General features: G+C 65.2%; 18 protein-coding genes. 8 read left to right on the top strand and 10 right to left on the bottom strand.

Going from position 1 to position 20,224, the window contains the following annotated elements; all coding sequences use genetic code 11:
* Positions 1–23: 23 nt before the first annotated feature.
* Positions 24–443: a CBS domain-containing protein gene (locus tag HUS23_08655; protein ID QKT03883.1), complete on the bottom strand. Its 420-nt coding sequence runs from the start codon at positions 441–443 to the stop codon at positions 24–26.
* A gap of 497 nt (positions 444–940) precedes the next feature.
* Here HUS23_08655 and HUS23_08650 point away from each other — a divergent pair, with 497 nt between their 5' ends.
* A complete protein-coding gene (locus HUS23_08650) occupies positions 941–1,288 on the top strand; it encodes a TusE/DsrC/DsvC family sulfur relay protein (GenBank protein ID QKT03882.1) in 348 nt (115 codons plus the stop codon).
* 93 nt (positions 1,289–1,381) lie between these two features.
* On the opposite strand, the gene HUS23_08645 is transcribed toward HUS23_08650, so the two are convergent.
* From HUS23_08645 to HUS23_08615, 7 genes are all read right to left on the bottom strand, one after another.
* Positions 1,382–2,638 carry an RNA polymerase sigma factor gene (locus HUS23_08645; GenBank protein QKT03881.1) on the bottom strand — a complete coding sequence of 419 codons (1,257 nt, stop codon included), beginning with the start codon at positions 2,636–2,638 and terminating at the stop codon, positions 1,382–1,384.
* Positions 2,635–3,012 (bottom strand): DUF1428 domain-containing protein, encoded by a 378-nt coding sequence (locus tag HUS23_08640; GenBank protein QKT03880.1) that lies wholly within the window; start codon positions 3,010–3,012, stop codon positions 2,635–2,637. Before HUS23_08640 ends, HUS23_08645 begins: the two co-directional genes overlap by 4 nt.
* A 10-nt stretch (positions 3,013–3,022) precedes the next feature.
* On the bottom strand, positions 3,023–3,379 hold the full coding sequence (locus HUS23_08635; protein QKT03879.1) for a dehydrogenase: 357 nt from the start codon (positions 3,377–3,379) through the stop codon (positions 3,023–3,025).
* A gap of 74 nt (positions 3,380–3,453) precedes the next feature.
* Positions 3,454–3,831 (bottom strand): VOC family protein, encoded by a 378-nt coding sequence (locus HUS23_08630; protein QKT03878.1) that lies wholly within the window; start codon positions 3,829–3,831, stop codon positions 3,454–3,456.
* 87 nt (positions 3,832–3,918) lie between these two features.
* Positions 3,919–4,308: a DUF1801 domain-containing protein gene (locus HUS23_08625; protein QKT03877.1), complete on the bottom strand. Its 390-nt coding sequence runs from the start codon at positions 4,306–4,308 to the stop codon at positions 3,919–3,921.
* Between the two features lie 63 nt (positions 4,309–4,371).
* Positions 4,372–4,791 carry a VOC family protein gene (locus HUS23_08620; protein QKT03876.1) on the bottom strand — a complete coding sequence of 140 codons (420 nt, stop codon included), beginning with the start codon at positions 4,789–4,791 and terminating at the stop codon, positions 4,372–4,374.
* On the bottom strand, positions 4,788–5,216 hold the full coding sequence (locus HUS23_08615; protein QKT03875.1) for a YciI family protein: 429 nt from the start codon (positions 5,214–5,216) through the stop codon (positions 4,788–4,790). Before HUS23_08615 ends, HUS23_08620 begins: the two co-directional genes overlap by 4 nt.
* A 207-nt stretch (positions 5,217–5,423) precedes the next feature.
* Between HUS23_08615 and HUS23_08610 the strand changes: the two genes are divergently transcribed.
* The 4 genes from HUS23_08610 to HUS23_08595 all read left to right on the top strand — a co-directional run bounded on the left by HUS23_08610 (position 5,424) and on the right by HUS23_08595 (position 8,606).
* Positions 5,424–5,753 carry a transposase gene (locus HUS23_08610; protein QKT03874.1) on the top strand — a complete coding sequence of 110 codons (330 nt, stop codon included), beginning with the start codon at positions 5,424–5,426 and terminating at the stop codon, positions 5,751–5,753.
* Positions 5,750–6,613 (top strand): IS3 family transposase, encoded by an 864-nt coding sequence (locus tag HUS23_08605; protein ID QKT05018.1) that lies wholly within the window; start codon positions 5,750–5,752, stop codon positions 6,611–6,613. Before HUS23_08610 ends, HUS23_08605 begins: the two co-directional genes overlap by 4 nt.
* Before the next feature lie 128 nt (positions 6,614–6,741).
* Positions 6,742–7,434, top strand: coding sequence for a transposase (locus tag HUS23_08600; GenBank protein ID QKT03873.1), 693 nt, complete (start codon positions 6,742–6,744; stop codon positions 7,432–7,434).
* A 533-nt stretch (positions 7,435–7,967) separates the two neighbouring features.
* Positions 7,968–8,606, top strand: coding sequence for a DNA-binding protein (locus tag HUS23_08595; GenBank protein QKT03872.1), 639 nt, complete (start codon positions 7,968–7,970; stop codon positions 8,604–8,606).
* A gap of 196 nt (positions 8,607–8,802) precedes the next feature.
* Here HUS23_08595 and HUS23_08590 read toward each other — a convergent pair whose 3' ends face one another.
* Both HUS23_08590 and HUS23_08585 read right to left on the bottom strand, forming a co-directional pair.
* Complete coding sequence (locus HUS23_08590) at positions 8,803–9,792, bottom strand: hypothetical protein (GenBank protein QKT03871.1); 990 nt, start codon at positions 9,790–9,792, stop codon at positions 8,803–8,805.
* A gap of 1,238 nt (positions 9,793–11,030) precedes the next feature.
* Positions 11,031–11,828, bottom strand: a complete 798-nt coding sequence (locus tag HUS23_08585) for an abortive infection family protein (protein ID QKT03870.1) — start codon at positions 11,826–11,828, stop codon at positions 11,031–11,033.
* 399 nt (positions 11,829–12,227) lie between these two features.
* Here HUS23_08585 and uvrA point away from each other — a divergent pair, with 399 nt between their 5' ends.
* The 3 genes from uvrA to HUS23_08570 all read left to right on the top strand — a co-directional run bounded on the left by uvrA (position 12,228) and on the right by HUS23_08570 (position 20,118).
* On the top strand, positions 12,228–17,723 hold the full coding sequence (gene uvrA / locus HUS23_08580) for an excinuclease ABC subunit UvrA (protein ID QKT03869.1): 5,496 nt from the start codon (positions 12,228–12,230) through the stop codon (positions 17,721–17,723).
* Positions 17,724–18,265: 542 nt separating this feature from the next.
* On the top strand, positions 18,266–18,502 hold the full coding sequence (locus HUS23_08575) for a hypothetical protein (protein QKT03868.1): 237 nt from the start codon (positions 18,266–18,268) through the stop codon (positions 18,500–18,502).
* Between the two features lie 503 nt (positions 18,503–19,005).
* Positions 19,006–20,118 carry a glycosyltransferase gene (locus HUS23_08570; protein ID QKT03867.1) on the top strand — a complete coding sequence of 371 codons (1,113 nt, stop codon included), beginning with the start codon at positions 19,006–19,008 and terminating at the stop codon, positions 20,116–20,118.
* Positions 20,119–20,224: the final 106 nt, after the last annotated feature.

Raw genomic sequence — 20,224 nt, 5'->3', positions numbered from 1 at the left:
GTGCGTGACGAGGGGTACCTCGATCACGCCGCGGGCGTGCCGCCCCCGCGGACGATCTCGATCAGCGCATTCAATGCGTCGCTGACCGTGAAGATGCCCAGAAACCGACCATCCTCATCATTGACGATCACGCTGCCAATCTTCTTTTCGGACATGACGTACGCCACTTCATCCAGCGGCGTGGTGGCAAGCACCGTCAGGGGGTCGGCCACCATGATGTCGGCGGCCCGCACTTGGTGCTTCTCCTCAAGCCGCAAACCCGCCACGATGCGTACGTCTCTATCGCTGATCACCCCCACGACGGTTTCGCCGCGGACCACGGGGAGATGGCGGATGCCGTGTGTCTCCATCAGATCCCGTAGATCGTCGACGGCCATGTCCTCCTTCGCGGTGATCGGATCCGGGGTGGTGAATTCCTCTACCGGCACACTCATTGACACCATGGTGGGTCTCCTGTGTTCGTCGCAGGCAGCAGATGCGGCCAGCCATCGTGCCCCAACTAGCAGTTACTAGGCGAAGTGACTCCGTATTCGAACCCGGGACGCACGCCGGCCTATTGATGATAGGCGGCCAGCGGACCTGCCTCCACAGAGGTCCGCCAGCGGCGGTGATGGCGCGTGGGTCGGCCCCTGAGAGGGCTCAGCCGCTGGCGCGCGCGACGCGCATGGCCCACGCCGAGGTCGCGAAGGAGACGCCCGCCATACGCACGTCACACCCGCTTTCCCTGCTCGTAACGGCAAAGAGCCAGACATGCCCCGTCTCCCCGCTGATCTACTTCGACTCGTTCGTGGGCGCGCGCGCACAGGACTGCCGTCCGGCGCCGCTTGGAGCCCCCCAGGGGCACTCGTTATCGGCCGCCCGCCCCCCGCCTGCGCCGCGTTGGCGTGGGCAGATTCTTCTACACTTGAATCGGCAACCAAGTCGCGTAGGGGGTGCTGCAATGGACATCTTCGGGAATGAGTTTGGCGACGATCCGCTGTTTCCGAACGCGCCGGTGCACTGGCGCCAGCAGGACGCAGCCGCGCAGGCCCGCGCTGAGGGGTTGGCGTTGGGGGCGGATCATTGGGACGCTGTGCGCGCGATGCAGGAATACTACGCTCGCCACGTCGACGGAGGCATCAACATGCGTGAGTTGCACGATGCGCTCGACGAGCGGTTCCACCCCCAGGGCGGCATCAAGTACCTATACCTGCTCTTTCCAGGCGGGCCTATCGCCCAGGGCTGCCGACTCGCCGGCCTGCATCCCCCCGCGGGCGCGCTCGATCGGGGCTTTGGAAGCGTCGCCTGAGGCGGCCACGCAGTAGCTCCGGTAGGTACGCCCGCCGGAACCGGGGCAGGCCCCGTGTTCCTGGTGTCGAGAACGAGCTCCCGGTTGCCGCGCTCAAGGTAGCCGCGCGCGCTGCAGCAGCAGTGCGCGCTCGCGATCATTGCGGGTGAGCCCGGCCGCGCGCTTGAACTCCTCGCGGGCTTCGTCGGCGCGCCCCAGCTTGGCGAGCAGGTCACCGCGCACGCTGGGCAGCAGGTGATAGTCGGCGAGTGAGGGCTCCGCGCGCAGGGCATCCACGATCCGCAGGCCCTCGGCGGGCCCGTAGGCCATGGCCACCGCCACCGCGCGGTTCAGCTCCACCACCGGTGAGCGCGCGAGCTGCGCCAGCGCGTCGTAGAGCGCGACGATGCGCGGCCACTCCGTAGCCTGCGGCGTGGGCGCCCGCGCGTGGCAGGCGGCGATGGCGGCCTGCAGCACATACGGACCCAGCGGGACGCCCAGCGCCTGCGCGCAGGCCTCGGCGCGCTCCAGTGCCGCCAAGCCGCGGCGGATCAGCAGGCGATCCCAGCGCGTGCGGTCCTGGTCCAGCAGCAGCACGGGCGCGCCCTGCGCGTCGACCCGCGCGGGCAGGCGCGAGGCCTGGACCTCCATCAGCGCCAGCAGGCCGTGCACTTCGGGCTCCAGCGGCGCGAGTTCGGCCAACACCCGCCCCAGGCGCTGCGCCTCCGCGCACAGCGCGGGGCGCGTCCAGTGCTCACCCGCTGTGGCGGCGTAGCCCTCGTTGAAGATGAGATAGATGACCTCCAGCACCGAGCCGAGGCGCTCGGCCAACGCCGCGCCCTGCGGCACCTCGAAAGGCACACGCGCCTCGGCGAGCGTGCGCTTGGCGCGCACGATGCGCTGCGCCACGGTGGCGGGGGCGCTCAGAAAGGCGCGCGCGATCTCCTCGGTGGTGAGCCCGCCGAGCAGGCGCAGCGTCAGCCCCACACGCGCGTCGATCGATAACAACGGATGGCAGGCGGTGAACATCAGACGCAGCAGGTCGTCGCCGATCTCCTCGTCGAAAGCGGCGCCGTCGGCGCTCTGCTGCGCGAGCTCCAACTCGCCGGCGAGTTCCGCGTGTTTGCGCGCGAGCAGCTTGTCGCGCCGCAGGTGGTCGAGCGCCCGGCGCTTGGCCACCACCATCAACCACCCGCCCGGATTGTCGGGCACGCCGTGCCGGGGCCAGCTCTCGAGCGCCGCCACCAGCGCGTCCTGCGCCAGTTCCTCGCCCAGACCCACGTCGCGCACCAAGCGCGTGAGCGCGGCGATGATGCGCCCCGCCTCGAGGCGCCACACGGCGGCCACGCGGGCGTTGACCTCGGCGCTCACCCGCCGCGCGGCTCCCCGCCGGGCAGCTCCACCATCACCTCGAAGCCGCCCCAGAACATGCGCATGCCGTCGAAGGGCATCGCCTCGCCCTCCATGCCGGCGATGCGCGGGTCCGCCATCACCGCGGCATTGACGCGGTCTCGCTCGGCGCGTGAGGCGTAGCGGATCCAGGCGAACACCACGGTCTCGCCCGGCGCGAGCTTGACGCTCTGCGGAAACGAGGTCTGCTCGCCCGGCTGCACGTCATCGGCCACGCACTCCACGTACTCCAGCGCGCCATGCTCGCGCCACACCGTGCCCGCCGTTTGCGCCAGCTTGCGGTAGGCGTCGAGTTTGTCCTTGGGCACCGGCAACACGAATCCGTCCACGTACATCGCGCACCTCCTAGCCGCTGTAACAGGGTGCGACCTCGCGCACCTCCACTGTGGCCCACTGCGCCGCGGGGCACTCGGCCGCCGCCGCGAGGGCCACCTCCCGGTCATCCGTGTCGAGCAGGAAGTAGCCGCCCACCATCTCCTTCGACTCGCTGAACGGTCCGTCCACCACGCTGCGCCGGCCCTCGCGTACGCTCACGCGCACGCCCTGCGCATCCGAGCGCAGCGAGTTCGAGCCCATCAGCAGGCCGCGCTCCGCCAGACCCTGGCCAAAGCGCACCATGGCGTCGTAGGCGGCGCGCCCCTCGTCCTCCGTGCGCTGCGCGCGCTGCCCGCGCGGCTCGACGATCAACAACATGTACGCCATCGAATAACCCTCCACGGTCCGACACTCTAATTCTTCCTTGCCGCTCAGCCCCATCCGGTCGGATGCGTGCGGCATCATCGCCAAACGTTCGCGCCCTGCGCGAAGCCGCCGCGATACGGGCTGCCAACACAAAACCGCTGGCCGCTCGGCGCGTGCATGACGACCCAACCCGCCTCGTGAGATACCACCCCCGCCCCCAGCCTTTCCAAGCGTGCCACCTCGGCTCCGATCGCGTCCGTCTCGATATCGAGGTGCGCGCGCGCCTCGTGGTGCACGCGCTGGAGGATGACCTGCACCTCGCCGGGGGGCGTCACGAGCTGGATGAAGTCGCTCGCTGGGTCCACTTCCCGCGGCATCGGAAAACCCAGCGCGGCGCTCCAGAACGCCGCGGCCGACGCCAGATCCTCCGTGGGACAGTCGATGACGATATTTCCCAACCTGCTCTTGTGCATCCGCAACTCCCTATGCCATCCGCCGTTCATTACGTCGCTCCGCGCCGTGATAACGCTGCGCAGCCAACCCGGCCCGAGCGTGCCGCGCTACTTCAAGCGCTCCAGCCTACCCCTGCGTTGCACCAGCCGCTTGTAGTCCCACTGGACGTCGCGCGCCTCGGCCAGCCAGCGCGCCAGCCGGTCCGCATCCACCTGATCCGCGTGCGTATAGCGGGCTTCCGCCGCCTTGAAGCTGCCCTCCGGTTTCAGTCCCGGCGCGACGAAGGACTGACCGCTCCAGAACAGTAAGCGTATGCAATCCTTGAGCTTGCTGTATCCCACGATCGGATTGCCGTCGATGAACCAGACCGGATGGCGGTGCCAGACCTTGTTCTCCGCCTCCGGCAGCGCGCGGTCGATGTGTCCCGCGAGCGCCTCGCAGATCGCGCGCTCGGTGGGTGCCTGCGCCTCGTGGTAGCGCCGCGTGTCCGGGTGCATGGGCCACCCCTCACGTCTCGGCCGACGGCGGTCGCGGCGCCTGCGCGACACGAACGGAGGCGTTCATTCGCGCGCCCCGGCGATAACCATCCACGGCACCCCGAAGCGGTCCGCGACCATGCCGAAGCGGCGCGCGAAGAAGGTCTTCGCCAGAGGCATCTGCACCGCGCCGCCCTCGCCCAGCGCCCCGAACAGCCGCTCGGCGGCGGCCTCGTCGTCGGCGTTGAGCGTCAGCGCGAAGCCGTTGAAGCTCGGGCGCCCCGTGCAGTTGCCATCGGACAGCATGAGGACGCTGTCGCCCACGCGCACTGCGGCGTGCATGATCTTCTCGTCCGATCCGGGCGGCACCTGATCGGGCGGCGGCGGCTCGGGCGACTCGCTGAAGCGCATCTTGGCGAGCAACTCCGCGCCCAGCGCCTGCTGATAGAAGGCGAGCGCCTCCTCGCAGCGCCCGTCGAGGAACAGATAGGCCTCCAGATTCATGCCGCACCTCCTTGTTCCAGTTCGCGCGCCAGCGCCCGGTGGCGCTCCACCGCCGCGCTGTCGCCGAAATCCTCCAGTTCGTACAGCCGCCGCACCTCGATCTCCGCCGCGCCGCCGTCGATCGCGGGGTTGGGGAAGCGCCGCGACCACTCCAGGGCCTCCTCGCGCGAGCCCACTTCGATTAGCGTGTAGCCCGCGATCAGCTCCTTGATCTCGGTGAATGGCCCATCGACTACGGTACGCCGCTCGCCCGCGTAGCGCACCCGCCAACCCTGCGCGCTGGGCCGCAGGCCCGAGCCGTCCAGCAGCACCCCGGCGCGCGCCAGCGCCTCGTGATAGCGGGCCATGTCGGCGATCAGCGCCTCGGGCGGCATCACCCCCGCCTCTGAGTCCGCGGTGGCCTTGACCATGATGATGAAGCGCATGTCCGATACTCCTCTTGAGTCGCCGCGTCAGCGCCTTACGCGCTGCCGATTTACGTGCTCCTACGCCTACGACGAACCGGTGGATCGGAAATCGACAGGCGTCCCGCACATTGCCGCAAAACCGGGGACACAAAACCGGGGACAGACTGAGCTAACCCGCTTTTCTCGGACACTTTTGAAGGTAGACAATACCTCAGGAGGTGTCCGATGGGAACGAAGAAGAATAAGGTGAATCCGGAGCGCCTGCGCACCCGGTATACGAAAGAGTTCAAGCTCGAAGCAGTACGCCTATTGGAGCTTGGCCAGAAGCCAGCGACCCAGCTCGCGCTGGAACTGGGAGTCGCGCGCAACCAGCTTTATAAATGGAGGGAGCAGCTCGACGTCGCTGGAACAGATCGCGCTTTCCGTGGACCAGGCCGCAAGCCCCTTGACGAGCAGAGCGAAATCGAACGCCTGCGCCGAGAGCTCAAGCGGGTCACCGAGGAGCGCGACATCTTAAAAAAAGCTGCGGCGTACTTCGCGAAGGATCTGACGTGAAGTACGCCTACATCGCAGTGTCGCGCTCGCAGTACTCCTTGGCCTCATTGTGCCGTGCCCTACAGGTCTCGCGCAGCGGCTTTTATGCTTGGCAGGGGCGCGGGACTAGCGCCCGCGCGCAGTCTGATGCCGCCCTCCTGATCGAGATCCGCCGCATCCACCGTGAACACCGACAGGCGTGCGGCGCGCTCAAGACTTGGCATGTTCTACGCCGCGAAGGCGTCCCCTGTGGCAAGCACCGTGTGGCGCGGCTGAGGAAGCGCGATGGCATCGAAGCCAACCGCAAGCGCCGCTTTCGGGTGATCATCGAGCACCACCAGACACCTCTGGCGGCGCCCGATAGACTGGAGCGTCGTTTCCTCGCGTCGGCGCCCAATCGTGCGTGGGTCGGGGATATCACCTTCATCCGCACCCGGGAGGGGTGGCTCAACCTCGCGGTGCTGCTCGACCTCTACTCCCGCAAAGTGGTGGGCTGGGCGATGGGAACGCGTCCGGACAAAGATCTCGCTCTAGCTGCGTTGAACATGGCGCTCGCGCACCGGGCGCCCCCACCGGGCCTCATCCACCACACGGACCGCGGAGCCACCTACAGCGCCGCTATGTATCGGGATCGCTTACAAGCAGCGGGCGCCCTTCCCAGCATGAGTGGTCGCAAGAGCGCTTACGACAATGCGGTCGCGGAGAGTTTCTTCTCGAGCCTAAAGAACGAGCTCGTGCACCACCGCGACTTCCCGACGCGGGACTATGCCAAGGCCGCGATCTTCGACTACATCGAGGTGTACTATAACCGGCAGCGATTGCACCAGACTCTGGGCTATCGCACGCCGGAGGAAGTTGATGGCGAATGGCGAAATGCTTAATTAACCTGTCCGAGGAATCCGGGTTAGCTCAGACCCCGGTTTCCGATCGTTCACCGCGCTCGCGCGCCCAAACGGGTACCGCCTCTGGTAGGATTTCGTACGCAACCCGAACGACAAGAGGGCACTCAATGCCCCGTCAAGCCCGAATCGCCATACCAGGCATCCCCTGGCACATCATCCAGCGGGGAAACAACCGCACGCCCTGCTTCTACGCCGACGCCGATTACCGCGTCTATCTGGACGTGCTGAAGGAGCAGGCTCTGAAGCAGGGTTGCCAGGTCCACGCCTACGTCCTCATGACCAACCACGTACACCTGCTGCTAACGCCCGAGCGGGCCGACAGCGTCGCGCTGCTGATGAAGCACCTGGGGCAGCGTTACGTCCAGTACGTCAATCGGACCTATCGGCGCAGCGGCACCCTGTGGGAAGGCCGCTTCCGCTCCTGTCTCGCCCAGAGTGATCAATACCTGCTGACCTGCCAACGCTACATCGAGCTCAACCCGGTCCGGGCCTGCATGGTCGATCATCCCGCCGACTATCCGTGGTCCAGCTATCGGACCAATGGCCAGGGAGAGCCCTCCCCCCTCATCTCCCCGCACCCCGACTACACGCGCCTTGGCAGAACCAAGCCGAGGCGCTTGGCGGCCTACCGAGAGCTGTTCCGCGCCCACATGGAGCCGACGCTAATCGACCAGATCCGCGCCGCCACAAACAGCGGCTACGTGCTCGGCAACGAGCAGTTCAAAGCAGAGATCGCCCGGATGGTGAAGCGGCGCGTCGCCCCGGGAAAGCCAGGGCGGCCGAGGAAGGAAGGGGCGTAGAAGGAAAAACCGGGGTCTGTCCCCGATTATGTGTCCCCGATTATGAGATCCCGGATGCAGCGCGCCGGTTACGGAATCTGCTTGTTAACGCGGCTTAGAAGCGAAAAGATGTGGGGAAACCTCAGGGTCTGTCCCCGATTATTCCGCCTGCCTAACCTATTGACTGGGCAGCGAGATATCCCGTATTGCGCCGCCGGGGTTGAGCGAGGTGGCCCTAGCAGGCTAGAATGAGTTGTCATTTGACAACCCCTGTAGGCGCCACCTAGTCTGGAGGAAAGCGCGTTGAGGCCGAAGCATCCAGACAAGGACATCGAGCGCGCCGTGCAGCACGCAGAGTCGGTGGGATGGAAATTCACCAAACGCCGGGGGCATGCCTGGGGCATCCTTCGATGCCCCAGAAATGATTCCGCTTGTCGCTGCGGGACCTTTTGCCAGCTGTCGATCTGGTCGACCCCCAAGAACCCTTCGAGTTTCGCCAAGCAGATGTGCCGCGTCGTCGACGGGTGCCTTCACGCCAATAGAGGCGAAGAGAAATGAACTATCAATTTACGATCACCTTCTCGCTTCCGAAACCCGGAAAGAACCCAGAGCAGTTTCTGGATGCATTGTATGAGGCTGGGTGCAGTGATGCGCTGATAGGAGTTGGCCAAATCGGCCTGATTTCTCTTGCGTTTGACCGGGAAGCTTCCGACGCAGTCGAGGCGATCGGTTCTGCCATTGAAGATGTCAGGAAGGCAATTCCCCAAGCGAACATTGCTGAAGTAAGTCCCGACCTTGTCGGCATGGGGGAGATTGCTGACGTGCTTGGAGTGTCACGCCAAATGGTGCGCAAATATGTCTTGTCAAAAGCAGAGTTTCCGAGGCCTGTACATGCCAGCGAGGCAGTAGCGCTCTGGCACTTGGTCGAGGTTGTCGATTGGGCAGAGACATACACCAAGACAGCGGTAATGAAGAAGGACCTTCTGCTCAGACCGTTGAAGGAGGTATCGGCCGCAGCATTCAAGCTGAATTTTGAGCTTCAACAGCTACGGCAGGAACGGTTGGCGCTCAATATCATTGGAGCCAAAAAAGCCAAAAAGTTGGCTGCCGCAGTTGTCAAGACAACGAACGCGCCTGACTCAAGGGCGGTAAAGAAACGCACCGCTACTCGAAAAGCAGAGAGAGCCGAATAAATTCGGGCCGGCCTGTTCTCTTTGATTCGGGCTGGCCTGTTCTCTTATGGCTGCCTCACACTTACGCGTGAAGTCAAAGGCTCATGCTCAATTAGGCTAGCCTCGACACGGCAGCTGCCCGGTTCTCACCGACCTACGCTAGAGGAAAAGGGTAGCGTCTGCTTTTTTCTCGTTTTTACACGACTGTTCGCGATTTCTAGACCCATTCATCTAAATCTATCCTGAACTGTCGTTCGCTCAAGAAGGCATCAACAAACAACTGACCAGCCTTCCTAGTATAAGAAATGTAGATCAGCATCCTTTCTCTATCTAAGCTAGTCTCGAGGTGCGCCGCATGGATGATCCGATGCCGCAGATCCAGCATTTCCATTATTACGTCCCTTACCACTCGCACTTTAGTGCCAGATTTTTTTCTTCTGTCTAGGACCTTAAAGATATCTACCCCGACATAGGTCTTGTACGCATTACTGGCGGAGTAAAGATTCTGAAATGTATAATTGTCTGCTTCATGCTGCGCTATCGTTTTTTCACCGCTTAACAGCTTTTTAAGCTCAGCATATTCAATTTTGCTTTTCTTTTCATAAATCTTTTCTTGAACATTTGGATGTGTCTCTACGTACGCAATGAAAAATTCTTTAAAAAATGATTCCAAGCTAGCCACTACGAATGGGAGGAGCGTATTGTTCCTTATAAGCCCAATATTCAGAGTTGGATCCCAGCCCAGCTTCTCCGATATATCAGACAGCGCCAACGACGCTCTGTTAAGATTGTGCTGGAAATCGATATATTTAAATCCGCAAGCTTTTTCCGCCGGGGAGAGCTTGGGAATGTCGTTCACCAAATATGATTGCTTTCCTTCCTGAGGGTTGTAGATACCGCCACCGAATGCCTTCCGGAGCGCCTTTATGACGCCATTCTGCGCAGCGTAGTCTTCATGACTCCTGCCCGCATTTGAATAAGCATGAAATACGAGCTTAGTGAACTTTGGGTCCGATTCGCCCGCCCTCCGAATAAACAGCCAACACCCTCTAATAGATTCGTAATTTTCGGTATGAAACCACCGATAGATACGCTCTTCACGATCAGAGCAATGTTGTTGCTTAACCCACCCGAGAGGAAGGATGACTCTTTCAATTTCTCCTATCCTAGGAGAACGCTTACACCTTAGAAACAGATCTATGCTCATCCACACTTCCTGTCCGCTTCAAAGCGCGATTCAAGAGCGTCCGCCAAATCGAACTTTTTCCGCCTTCGCATATGATTTCGTACGTGCGCGCTCTCTCGTGTACCCGGATATGAGCGCACATGTGATACCAATGGTTTGACGAAGGATGGTTGACCGTCTTTGTTGGCTTTCTAGAGGCTCGAACTCCTCTTGGTAGTAACTCTTCAGTACCGCATCAACATCTGCGGAAATATTTGGCACTTCTAGCGCGTGAGCCATTTTATTCCGAAGTGCATTGATGCTCTTTGTAAACTGCCAGACATGCGCAGGCAGTGAGTGCGCACCCAATGCGCGGGCTAGCCCCACTTTTTGCGCGAAGTTAAGCCGTAAGCCTTCTAGCTCGCTTGGGCGCTCGCAGCTGACCCTAATGAAGGCGATTAGCTGCTCCTCTATGAGTAGATGCCCTTTCAGCAGAACGAGCGTCAGATCCTTTGTCCGCGGAAGCAGAGTCTTGTATCGCTCGTATAAATCGCTTGCTCGTGCGCTTTGCATAGGCTAACGATACATCGAGCGGCTGCGGGCCGATCTACCTTTAGGACGCCCTGGAGTTTCCCCCCGGAGTCCGCTTGGATTTTTTGGTTTGTTTACCATGCCGAGACGTCCGGTGCTCCTGTTAAACGGTCCCGTCTCATCCTCATCGAGGAGGGATAATCGCGACCCACTGTGCGAAAGATACTGATGACATGTTCAATGGTTACGAAGTAGCAGCGCTTCCGGCTCGCTCGATCGGATGCAACATAGAATCCTGCAAGCTTATCGCAGCCCCCCGCGACCGGAGCGAACGCGAGACTATGAATGAATTGATTGCAGATGAACCCGATGTCTCTGATCTCTCGATGCGACTGTTCGAGGTCGTAGTTCTTCTCGACTCTATGGCTGTTCCACGCATCAACGGCTCTGATCGCGGGGTGCCAAATTAATGGGTAGACGAGGTTCCGAGTCTTGTCCGATATGGTGATGGACTCAAGCGCCCGCCGTACTGAGTAGAAGCCTAAGAAAAGCTCCTTCTCAAGACGCACGAAAGTGGACTCACGCGTTTGCTCCGTAATCCGGAAGCGGCGCAAGTACTCGGCCGCTTGAAGTAGTGGCTCCTTCCAGTAGAAAGACTCGGAGTGCACTTTCGGTAGATCTAGCGTTGTCTTCAGCGGAGCAGACGCGTTAGCGACTGCGTCCGCTGGAGGGCCTGGTCGGGCGTGACTTCACGCCGCACCCAGTAAATGAAGCTCAATAAACGCGACGCCAACCGTTCCCGCTGCATGCACCGCCAATTGAGCTAAACCGGGATCATCAATGCTTTGCCCTGCAACCAACCCATGACGATCGCCCGCTTTGTTGCTAATGGTGGCCAAGCCATTGACGACGCTAACCAACCCGCTAATTATTTGATGTGTTGGTTGCTCCTGCCCCCGGTCAAAGCCTACTGCGTCTTGAGCTTGCTTCATCAGCCGACCGAGATCACCAGATCCGTCGGGGACTGACCCACGCTCGGTAACTATTGTTTTTAATAGCGTTTCTAGAAGAGTTCTAGCGGCCGTTATTGCTGAGGCTGGATCATGTTGCAACCTAGTAATGCAGGTAGCCCAATCCTCACGGAACGCCGTTTCTCTGATTTGAGAAAACCTGATTCCTACCGGATCTGGAGAAATGAAGGTATGTAATTGCTGACGCAATTCGATGCGAGATTCGTTATTCGGGTAGTCATACCGGGACGGTTTTTCGTCCCAAGTAAGGTCATTTAAAGCGTAGTATTGCTGTTTTGGATTTAGCGAGTATGCGCTTTCAATAAATAGCTGCTTCCTCGTTGGATTCATACCGTAATGGTCATATGGCTTCACTAAATTGGAATACCGCGTGAAGTAATTCGTGATCTCTTTCGCAGAAAAACCAACGCGATTTCCAGCAAAAGATTCCGCGAACCGGTCGACCAGATTTCTTGGCAATGGGTGCATTTCGTTTTCACGCCCGACAGTTACTAGACCAAATAATCCCGGGTTCAAACACGATTTCGCCACCATACTGGTAACAGGCGGTGAAAGGGTAATGCTGCCGGTCAGCGCGGTACTGAACGGCGCGGCGTCTGGGGCGGGCCTCCGCGGAATGGTGGAACCGAGTTGGATCGCCCGAACTTATGGTTGTTTGGTGTCGGCACAGCCGACTGAACCTACCGTACCGCATGGCGGCGCCGGGGTCGAGAAGGGGAAGGAACGGAGCCGCGAGGGGGCAGCGCCCCGCGGGGCTGCTAGGTCGCCGAGCCCCCCGCTCCACACCCACCCACGTGCGGGCGGAGCCTGCACCTCGTTTGCTGCGTGAGGCACTCAAACTAGCGCCACCCGCTACAATTCCCCCCGCGCACGCGCAACAACCGCCGTCCAGCAACCCACTGAACCGAGGCCCCCATGCCCCCAACCCGCATCCGCCTGCGCGGAGCGCGCCAGAACAACCTGAAAGGCTTCGACCTGGACCTGCCGCTCGGTGAGCTGATCGTGATCACCGGGGTGAGCGGGGCGGGCAAGTCGTCGCTGGCCTTCGACACGCTGTACGCGGAGGGGCAGCGGCGCTACGTGGAGACCTTCTCGCCCTATGCGCGCCAGTTCTTGGAGCGCATGGACAAGCCGCGCGTGGACGCGATCGAGGGCATACCGCCGGCGATCGCTATCGATCAGGTGAACCCGGTGCGTACCTCGCGCTCCACGGTGGGCACCATGACGGAGCTGAACGACCACCTGAAGCTCTTGTACGCGCGGGCCACGCGGCTGCACTGCCGGGGCTGCGGGCAGGCGGTGGTGCGCGATACGCCGCAGAGCGTGGCGGCGGACCTGTTGGCGCGGGCGCGGGCGCTGGGGGCCGAGCGCGTGCTGGTGACCTTTCCGCTCGCGCTGCCCCAGGCGATGAGCGCGGCGGAGGTGACCGAGCTGCTGGCCCAGCAGGGCTACACGCGCGTGCACCGCGAGAGCGCGGAGCGCCTGGACGTGGTGCAGGACCGTGTTCGCCTCGCGGACGAGAACCGCGACCGCCTGGCCGAGGCGGTGGAGCAGGCCTTCGCGCACGGGCGCGGGCGGGTGGACATCTGGCCGCTGGTGGGCAAGGAGGCGGCGCAGCGGCCCTGGCCCTACTCGGCGGACCTGCACTGCCCGGTGTGCGACATCCACTACCGCGAGCCGACGCCGGGGCTGTTTTCGTTCAACTCACCGCTGGGGGCGTGCGAGACCTGCCGCGGCTTCGGGCGGGTGATGGGCATCGATCCGGGGCTGGTGGTGCCGGACGAGGGCAAGACCCTGGCCGAGGGCGCGCTGCGCACCTTCCAGACCGCGAGCTACGCGGAGGTGCAGGACGACCTGATGCGCTACGCGCGGCGGCGCAAGATCCGCACCGACGTGCCCTGGCGCGAACTCACCGAGGACGAGCGCCGCTGGGTATGGGAGGGCGAGGGCGACTTCGAGAGCGGGCGCTGGTACGGCGTGCAGCGCTTCTTCGACTGGCTGGAGAGCAAGAGCTACAAGATGCACATCCGCGTGCTGCTCTCCAAGTACCGCGCCTACACGCTGTGCCCCGCCTGCGAGGGCGCGCGCCTGAAGCCCGAGGCGCTGCACTGGCGCCTGGGGCAGCACGCGGAGGCGCTGGAGGCGCTGCCGCCCGCTGAGCGCCACCAGCCGGCCGACGCGGCCTACCCGCGCGCGGTGCTGGAAGAGCTACCGGGGCTCGGGATTTACGACCTGATGCGCCTGCCGCTGGCGCGCGCGGCGCGCTTCTTCGAGCGCCTAGCGCTGCCGGCGCCGCTGGACGCGGCCAGCGAGATGCTGCTGAAGGAGATCCGCGGGCGGTTGGCGTATCTGTGCGAGGTGGGCCTCGGGTACCTCACGCTGGACCGCCAGTCGCGCACGCTCTCGGGCGGCGAGGTGCAGCGCATCAACCTGACCACGGCGCTCGGCACCTCGCTGGTGAACACGCTGTTCGTGCTGGACGAGCCCAGCATCGGCCTGCACGCGCGCGACCTCAAGCGCGTGCTCGGGGTGCTGCAGCGCCTGAAGGCGGCGGGCAACACGCTGGTGGTGGTGGAGCACGACGCGCAGCTCATGCGCGGGGCGGACCGCATCGTGGACATCGGCCCCGGCGCGGGCGAGCGCGGCGGACACCTTCTATATAGCGGCACGCCGGGGGGCCTGGCGCGGCGCAAGGACTCGGTGACCGGCGCCTACCTCTCGGGGCGGCGCGCGGTGGGCGCGGGGCGCGAGGCGCGCGGGCCGGGCACGATCGCGCTGGAGCTCACGGGCGCGGCGGCGCACAACCTGAAGGGCGTGGACGTGCGCATCCCGCTGGGGCGGCTGGTGTGCGTGACGGGCGTGTCCGGCTCGGGCAAGAGCACGCTGGTGCACGAGGTGCTGTACCGCGCGCTGGCCAAGGCCAAGGGCAAGCCCACCGAGGCGCCGGGCGCGCACGCGGCGCTCGCCGGCCACGAGCACATCGCCGACGTGGTGCTGGTGGACCAGTCCGCCATCGGGCGCACCACGCGCTCCAACCCGGCGAGCTACGTGGGCGCGCTGGACCCCATCCGCAAGCTGTTCGCTTTAGAGCCCCTGGCGCGCGAGCGCGGCTACACCGCCGGCACCTTCAGCTTCAACGCGGGCAACGGGCGCTGCCCCACCTGCGGGGGCTGCGGCTTCGAGCACGTGGAGATGCAGTTTTTGAGCGACGTGTACCTGCCCTGCCCCGACTGCGGCGGCACGCGCTACCGCGCCGAGGTGTTGGACGTGAAGCTCGCGCCGCCCGGCACGCGCGAGGCGCCGCGCTCGGTGGCCGAGGTGCTGGAGCTGACGGTGGACGACGCCTGCGCGTTCTTCGCGGCGGTGCCCGAGGTGCAGCGCGTGCTGGAGCCGCTGCGCGCGGTGGGGCTGGGCTACGTGCGCCTGGGCCAGCCGGTGCCCACGCTCTCGGGCGGCGAGGCGCAGCGCCTCAAGCTCGCGGCGCACCTGGGCAAGGCCGACAAGACCGACCAGGGCCTGCTGTTCATCCTGGACGAGCCGACCAGCGGGCTGCACTTCGAGGACATCGCCACGCTGCTCGGCGCCTTCGACCGGCTGATCGACGCGGGCCACTCGCTGCTGGTGGTGGAGCACAACCTGGACGTGATCGCCGCGAGCGACTGGCTCATCGACCTCGGCCCGGAGGCGGGGGATGCGGGCGGCGCGGTGGTGGCGGTGGGCACGCCCGCGGCCGTGGCGCGCAGCGACACCCACACCGGCCGCGCGCTGCGCGAGCGCGCCGAGGCGCCCACGGGCGTGCGCGAGGCGGTGACGCGCGCGCGGCCCGCGCTGCCGCCCGCGGCCATCTGCATCCGCAACGCGCGCGAGCACAACCTGAAGGGCGTGGACATCGACATCCCGCGCGGCAAGCTCACCGCCATCACGGGCGTCTCGGGCAGCGGCAAGAGCACGGTGGCGTTCGACATCCTGTTCGGCGAGGGCCAGCGGCGTTACCTCGAATCGCTGAACGCCTACGCGCGCCAGTTCGTGCAGCCCTCGGCGCGCCCCGACGTGGACGCGGTGCACGGCATCCCGCCCACGGTGGCCATCGAGCAGCGCACCAGCCGCGGCGGGCTGCGCTCCACGGTGGCCACGCTCACCGAGATCTACCACTTCCTGCGCCTGCTGTTCGTAAAGCTCGGCGTGCCGCACTGCCCGGGCTGCGACATCCCCATCGCGCCGCAAAGCCCGGAGGCCATCGCCGCCGGGCTGCTGCGCGCGCGCCGCGGCAAGACCGTGACCCTGCTCGCGCCGCTGGTGGTGGGCCGCAAGGGCATCTACAAGGAACTGGCGGCCTGGGCGCACGGGCGCGGCTTCGAGACGCTGCGCGTGGACGGCGCGACGCTGCCCACCGCCGACTGGCCGCGCCTGGACCGCCACCGCACGCACGACATCGCGCTGCCGGTGGCGACGCTCAAGCTCACGCCCGCGAGCGAGGCCGAGCTGCGCGCGGCGCTGGACACGGCGCTCGGCTACGGCAAGGGCACGGTGCAGGTGCTGACCGAGGGCGCGCACGGCACGAACGACACCTACTCCACCACGCGCGCCTGCCCCGGCTGCGGCACGGGCTTCCCGGAGCTGGAGCCGCGGCTGTTCTCGTTCAACACCCCGCGCGGCTGGTGCCCGCGGTGTCTGGGCACGGGGCTAGCCATCAAGGGCGTGAACCCCGACACCGGCGAACCCGAGTTGCACGAGTCCGGTTCAGAAGAGGGGGACGCGCACGCGCCCTGCCCCGCCTGCCACGGCACGCGCCTCAAGCCCGAGGCGCTGGCGGTGCGCTTCGAGGGCCGCAGCATCGCCGAGTACACGCGCATGCCGGTGCGCGAGGCGGCGCAGGCCTTCGGCCGGCTGCGCCTGCGCGGGCGCGCCGCGGCCATCGCGGGCGACGTGGTGACGGAGCTGTGCGAGCGCCTGAGCTTTCTCGATCAGGTGGGGCTCGACTACCTCGCCCTGGAGCGCGCCGCGCCCACGCTCTCGGGCGGCGAGGCGCAGCGCATTCGCCTCGCCGCGCAGCTCGGCTCCAACCTGCAGGGCGTGTGCTACATCCTGGACGAGCCCACCATCGGCCTGCACCCGCGCGACAACCGCCGCCTGCTGGACGCGCTCGCCGCGCTGCGCACGCGCGGCAACACCGTGGTGGTGGTGGAGCACGACGAGGACACCATCCGCCGCGCCGAACACATCGTGGATCTGGGCCCCGGCGCGGGGCGGCGCGGCGGCGAGGTGGTCGCGGCGGGCACGCTCAAGCAAATCCTCAAGAACCCCGCCTCGCCCACCGGGCGCATGCTCGCCCACCCGCTCGCGCACCCGCTGGTGGCGCGGCGCAAGGTGCGGCGCGCCGACCCGGCGCTGGTGGTGCGCGGCGCGGACCTCAACAACCTGCGCGGCATCGACGTGCGCATCCCGCTGGGGCGGCTGGTGTGCGTGACGGGCGTGTCCGGCTCGGGCAAGAGCACGCTGGTGCGCCAGGTGTTGCACGCGAATCTGCGCAAGCTGCTCGCGCCCCGTAGGCGCAAGGCGGTGGATCTGGAGGGCTGCCAGGCCATCGAGGGCTGGGAGGCGGTGGAGCAACTACTGGAGGTGGACCAGACGCCCATCGGCAAGACGCCGCGCTCCTGCCCCGCGACCTACGTCGGCATCTGGGACCCCATCCGCCGCCTGCTCGCCAACACCGCCGAGGCGCGCCTGCGCGGCTACACCGCGAGCCGCTTCTCGTTCAACACCAAGGGCGGGCGCTGCCCGGTGTGCGAAGGCCAGGGCACGGTGCGCGTGGAGATGAACTTCCTGCCCGACGTGGTGGTGCCCTGCGACGCCTGCGCCGGCGCGCGCTTCGAGCCGCAGACCCTGGAGGTGACCTGGGGCGGCAAGAGCGTCGCGGAGCTGCTGGACCTCAGCGTCGAGGAGGCCGTGGAGCTCTTCACCGCCCACCCGCGCATCCACCGCGCGCTCGCGCTCATGCAGGACGTCGGCCTCGGCTACCTGCGCCTCGGCCAGCCCAGCCCCACGCTCTCCGGCGGCGAGGCCCAACGCCTCAAGCTCGTCACCGAGCTCGCCCGCGCCCGCGAGGGCGTGCAGGCGAAGGGCCCGCACGTGCTGTACGTGCTGGATGAGCCGACCATCGGCCTGCACATGGCGGACGTCGAGAAACTCATTCGCGTGCTGCACCGTTTGGTGGAGGCCGGCAACAGCGTGCTGCTCATCGAGCACAACCTCGACGTCGTCGCCGAGGCCGATTGGATCATCGACATGGGCCCCGAAGGCGGCAGCGGCGGCGGCAAGGTCGTCGCGCAAGGCGCGCCGGAGGTAGTGGCCAAGCGCCGCACCGAGACCGCCCAGGCCCTGGCCGCGTTCCTCGCTGGCCATCATCGTTAACGCCAGTACCGTAGCCCCGTAGGGCGCAATAAGCGCCGCGCATTGCGCCATCTGCGTAGAACGACACGGGGGACTCGGATACCCCCACGCGCGTATCCTGGGATGAGCGGACGTCACTTCTCGCACGGCGCACCCCCACCCGCTGCCGGCGCAATGCGCTGCGCTTATTGCGCCCTACAAGGCTGTGCTCTGGTACGTTGAACGGATGTAGCGGGCACGCTTCATCCCCCTCTCCCTTCGGGAGAGGACCGGGGTGACGGGGGTTCAATCCAATAAGCGCCGCGCATTGCGCCATCTGCGTAGAACGACACCGAGGAGGACTACCCCCACGCGCGTTCGATGCGATAAGTGGATGTCACTTTTCGCTCGTGCGAGAGCCGGCCCGCTGCCGGCGCAATGCGCTGCGCTTAGTGCGCCCTACGAGCTTTCAGGATTCCGTGCGCGCAACGCCGCCGCATACGAGTCCCCCCTCCCGCGTGCGGGAGGGTTAGAGGGCCGCGCGCAGGCGCGCGCGGTGTGGCATCGACGATTACACTTGACGCATGACCCGCCGCAACCAACTCATCATCTGGTTCCTCATCTGGATGGCCTTCGCCATGCTGCTGTTCAAGTCCGTGGTGACGGCGGTCGCCTGGTGGGAGGACCCCGGCTCGGTGAGCGGCTTCGATTGGTTCTGGGTGCTCGCCCTGCCCGTGCTGGTCGGCTTCTACCTGCGCTACTTCTCCATTCTCAGCGGCCGCTGCGTCAACAACGCCTGCGACTCGCACGACACGCGATAGTCCGCGCCCATTCCGCGCCTGCGACGCGGGCTGACGCCCGTGCGAACAGCGGCGCCGTCACGGGCGCTGCCTACGATCGGCATTTCCATCCCGCATGGTCGATGGTCATACGTCCTCCCCCAGTCCGGCGAGGAACCGGGGCGGAAGGATGTCTCGTACACGAGTGATGGACCACCCACGGCGCCGACGGCCATCGCGCCGGCTGCGTCTCCTGAAGAGAAACGTTTCCTGCCGCGGCCATACACGTTCAGGCTCCGCTCCGGAACAAAGCGCGCGCGTTGGCAACGCCCGGCGAGTTCTCACGCCTAATGCCAGAGGAAGAAAGTCGGAAGATTTCGACTATTCTCTGCCTATCGTCGTCGTCAAGAGTTCGCGAGGGATAGCTGCGGCAGCCGCCGTGCTGCGTGCGTCCACTGGCGGTCGGCCCCAGCCCAGGGACGGGTGGGTCGTTCAATTCCTTGCAGACAGACAAGCAAGCGTAAGCGTCGGGGAGAACGCAGATAATGAACGAGAATGTCACGCTCGCCGAGCGACCGGCTGCACCAGCCGTACCGCTTAGGATTCTGATGATCGGCGTCCATCCGCAGAAGACCCCTGGCGGCATGGCCACCGCCTATGAGTTGTATCGCGATGCGGGCCTTGATCAACGCGTCGCGCTGCGCTACCGCGCCAGCCACGCGGAAGGCAGCCTGGGCTATCGCTTGATGGTCGCGCTCTGGGCGACGCTGAGAGTGAGCGTCGACTTGGCGCTGTGGCGACCGGATGTGGTGCACCTGATGGTGGCGGCGAAAGGGAGTTTTTTCCGCAAGTCCATATACGTGTGGATGGCGTGGCTGTTCGGCCGCCGGAGTCTGTGCCACATGCAGGCCTCGAGCTTTCAAGAGTTCACCGCGGACCTCCCAAAATGGGCACTGAGCTACGTACGGGCCACGCTCGCCCGGGCGGAAGTGGTGGCCCTAAGCCCCAAATGGGCCGACTTCTACGCTCGGCTACGCGGCGACTCGCGCGGCGTACACGTGCTGGGGAATCCGGCGAGGCTGCCACCCGCACCGGTGCGCCACGGCGGGCTGGAGAAGATGCAGATCCTCTTCATGGGGCGGCTGGGGGCGCGCAAGGGGATTTGGGACCTGTTGAACGCGTTGGACCGCCTCCGCGACCGGGACGACTGGTACGCGTACCTGGCCGGCGACGGGGAACTCGATGCAGTACGGGAGAAGCTGTCCGCGCTGGGCCTAGCGGATCGGGTGGAAGTCGCGGGATGGCTCTCGCAGGAGGAGCTGGAACACGCCCTGGGTAGGCCGTCGATCGTCGTCTTGCCGTCGCATCGGGAAGGGCTGCCGCTGGCCCTCGTGCAGGGCATGGCGTGGGGCCACCCGGTCGTTTCGACGCGCATAGGCGGTATACCGGATCTCGTTGAAGAGGGTAGAAACGGCCTACTCGTGCCACCGGGAGAGCCTTCCGAATTGGCCGCGGCGATCGAGCGGCTGCTTGCCGATCCCACCGCCCGGCAGCGGTTCGGCGCAGCGAACCGGGAAAAGGTCGAGGCCGAGTATGCCGTCGGCGTGTTGTTGCAGGAGTTGTTGCAGATCTATCAGCGGGAGCCGAGCAAGGCGTGATGTAAGCGATACGCGGCCGCGCGCAGAACGACGATGCCAAGGCGCCCTGGCCAAAGACCGTGCGGCACATCGCCGCACCCTCGCAAGCAGTCTTGATCGCGCGCGC

It is taken from the genome of Ectothiorhodospiraceae bacterium 2226, assembly GCA_013348725.1.
In the GTDB taxonomy this organism is placed as follows: Bacteria; Pseudomonadota; Gammaproteobacteria.
This window is presented reverse-complemented; position numbering and strand designations above follow the sequence as displayed.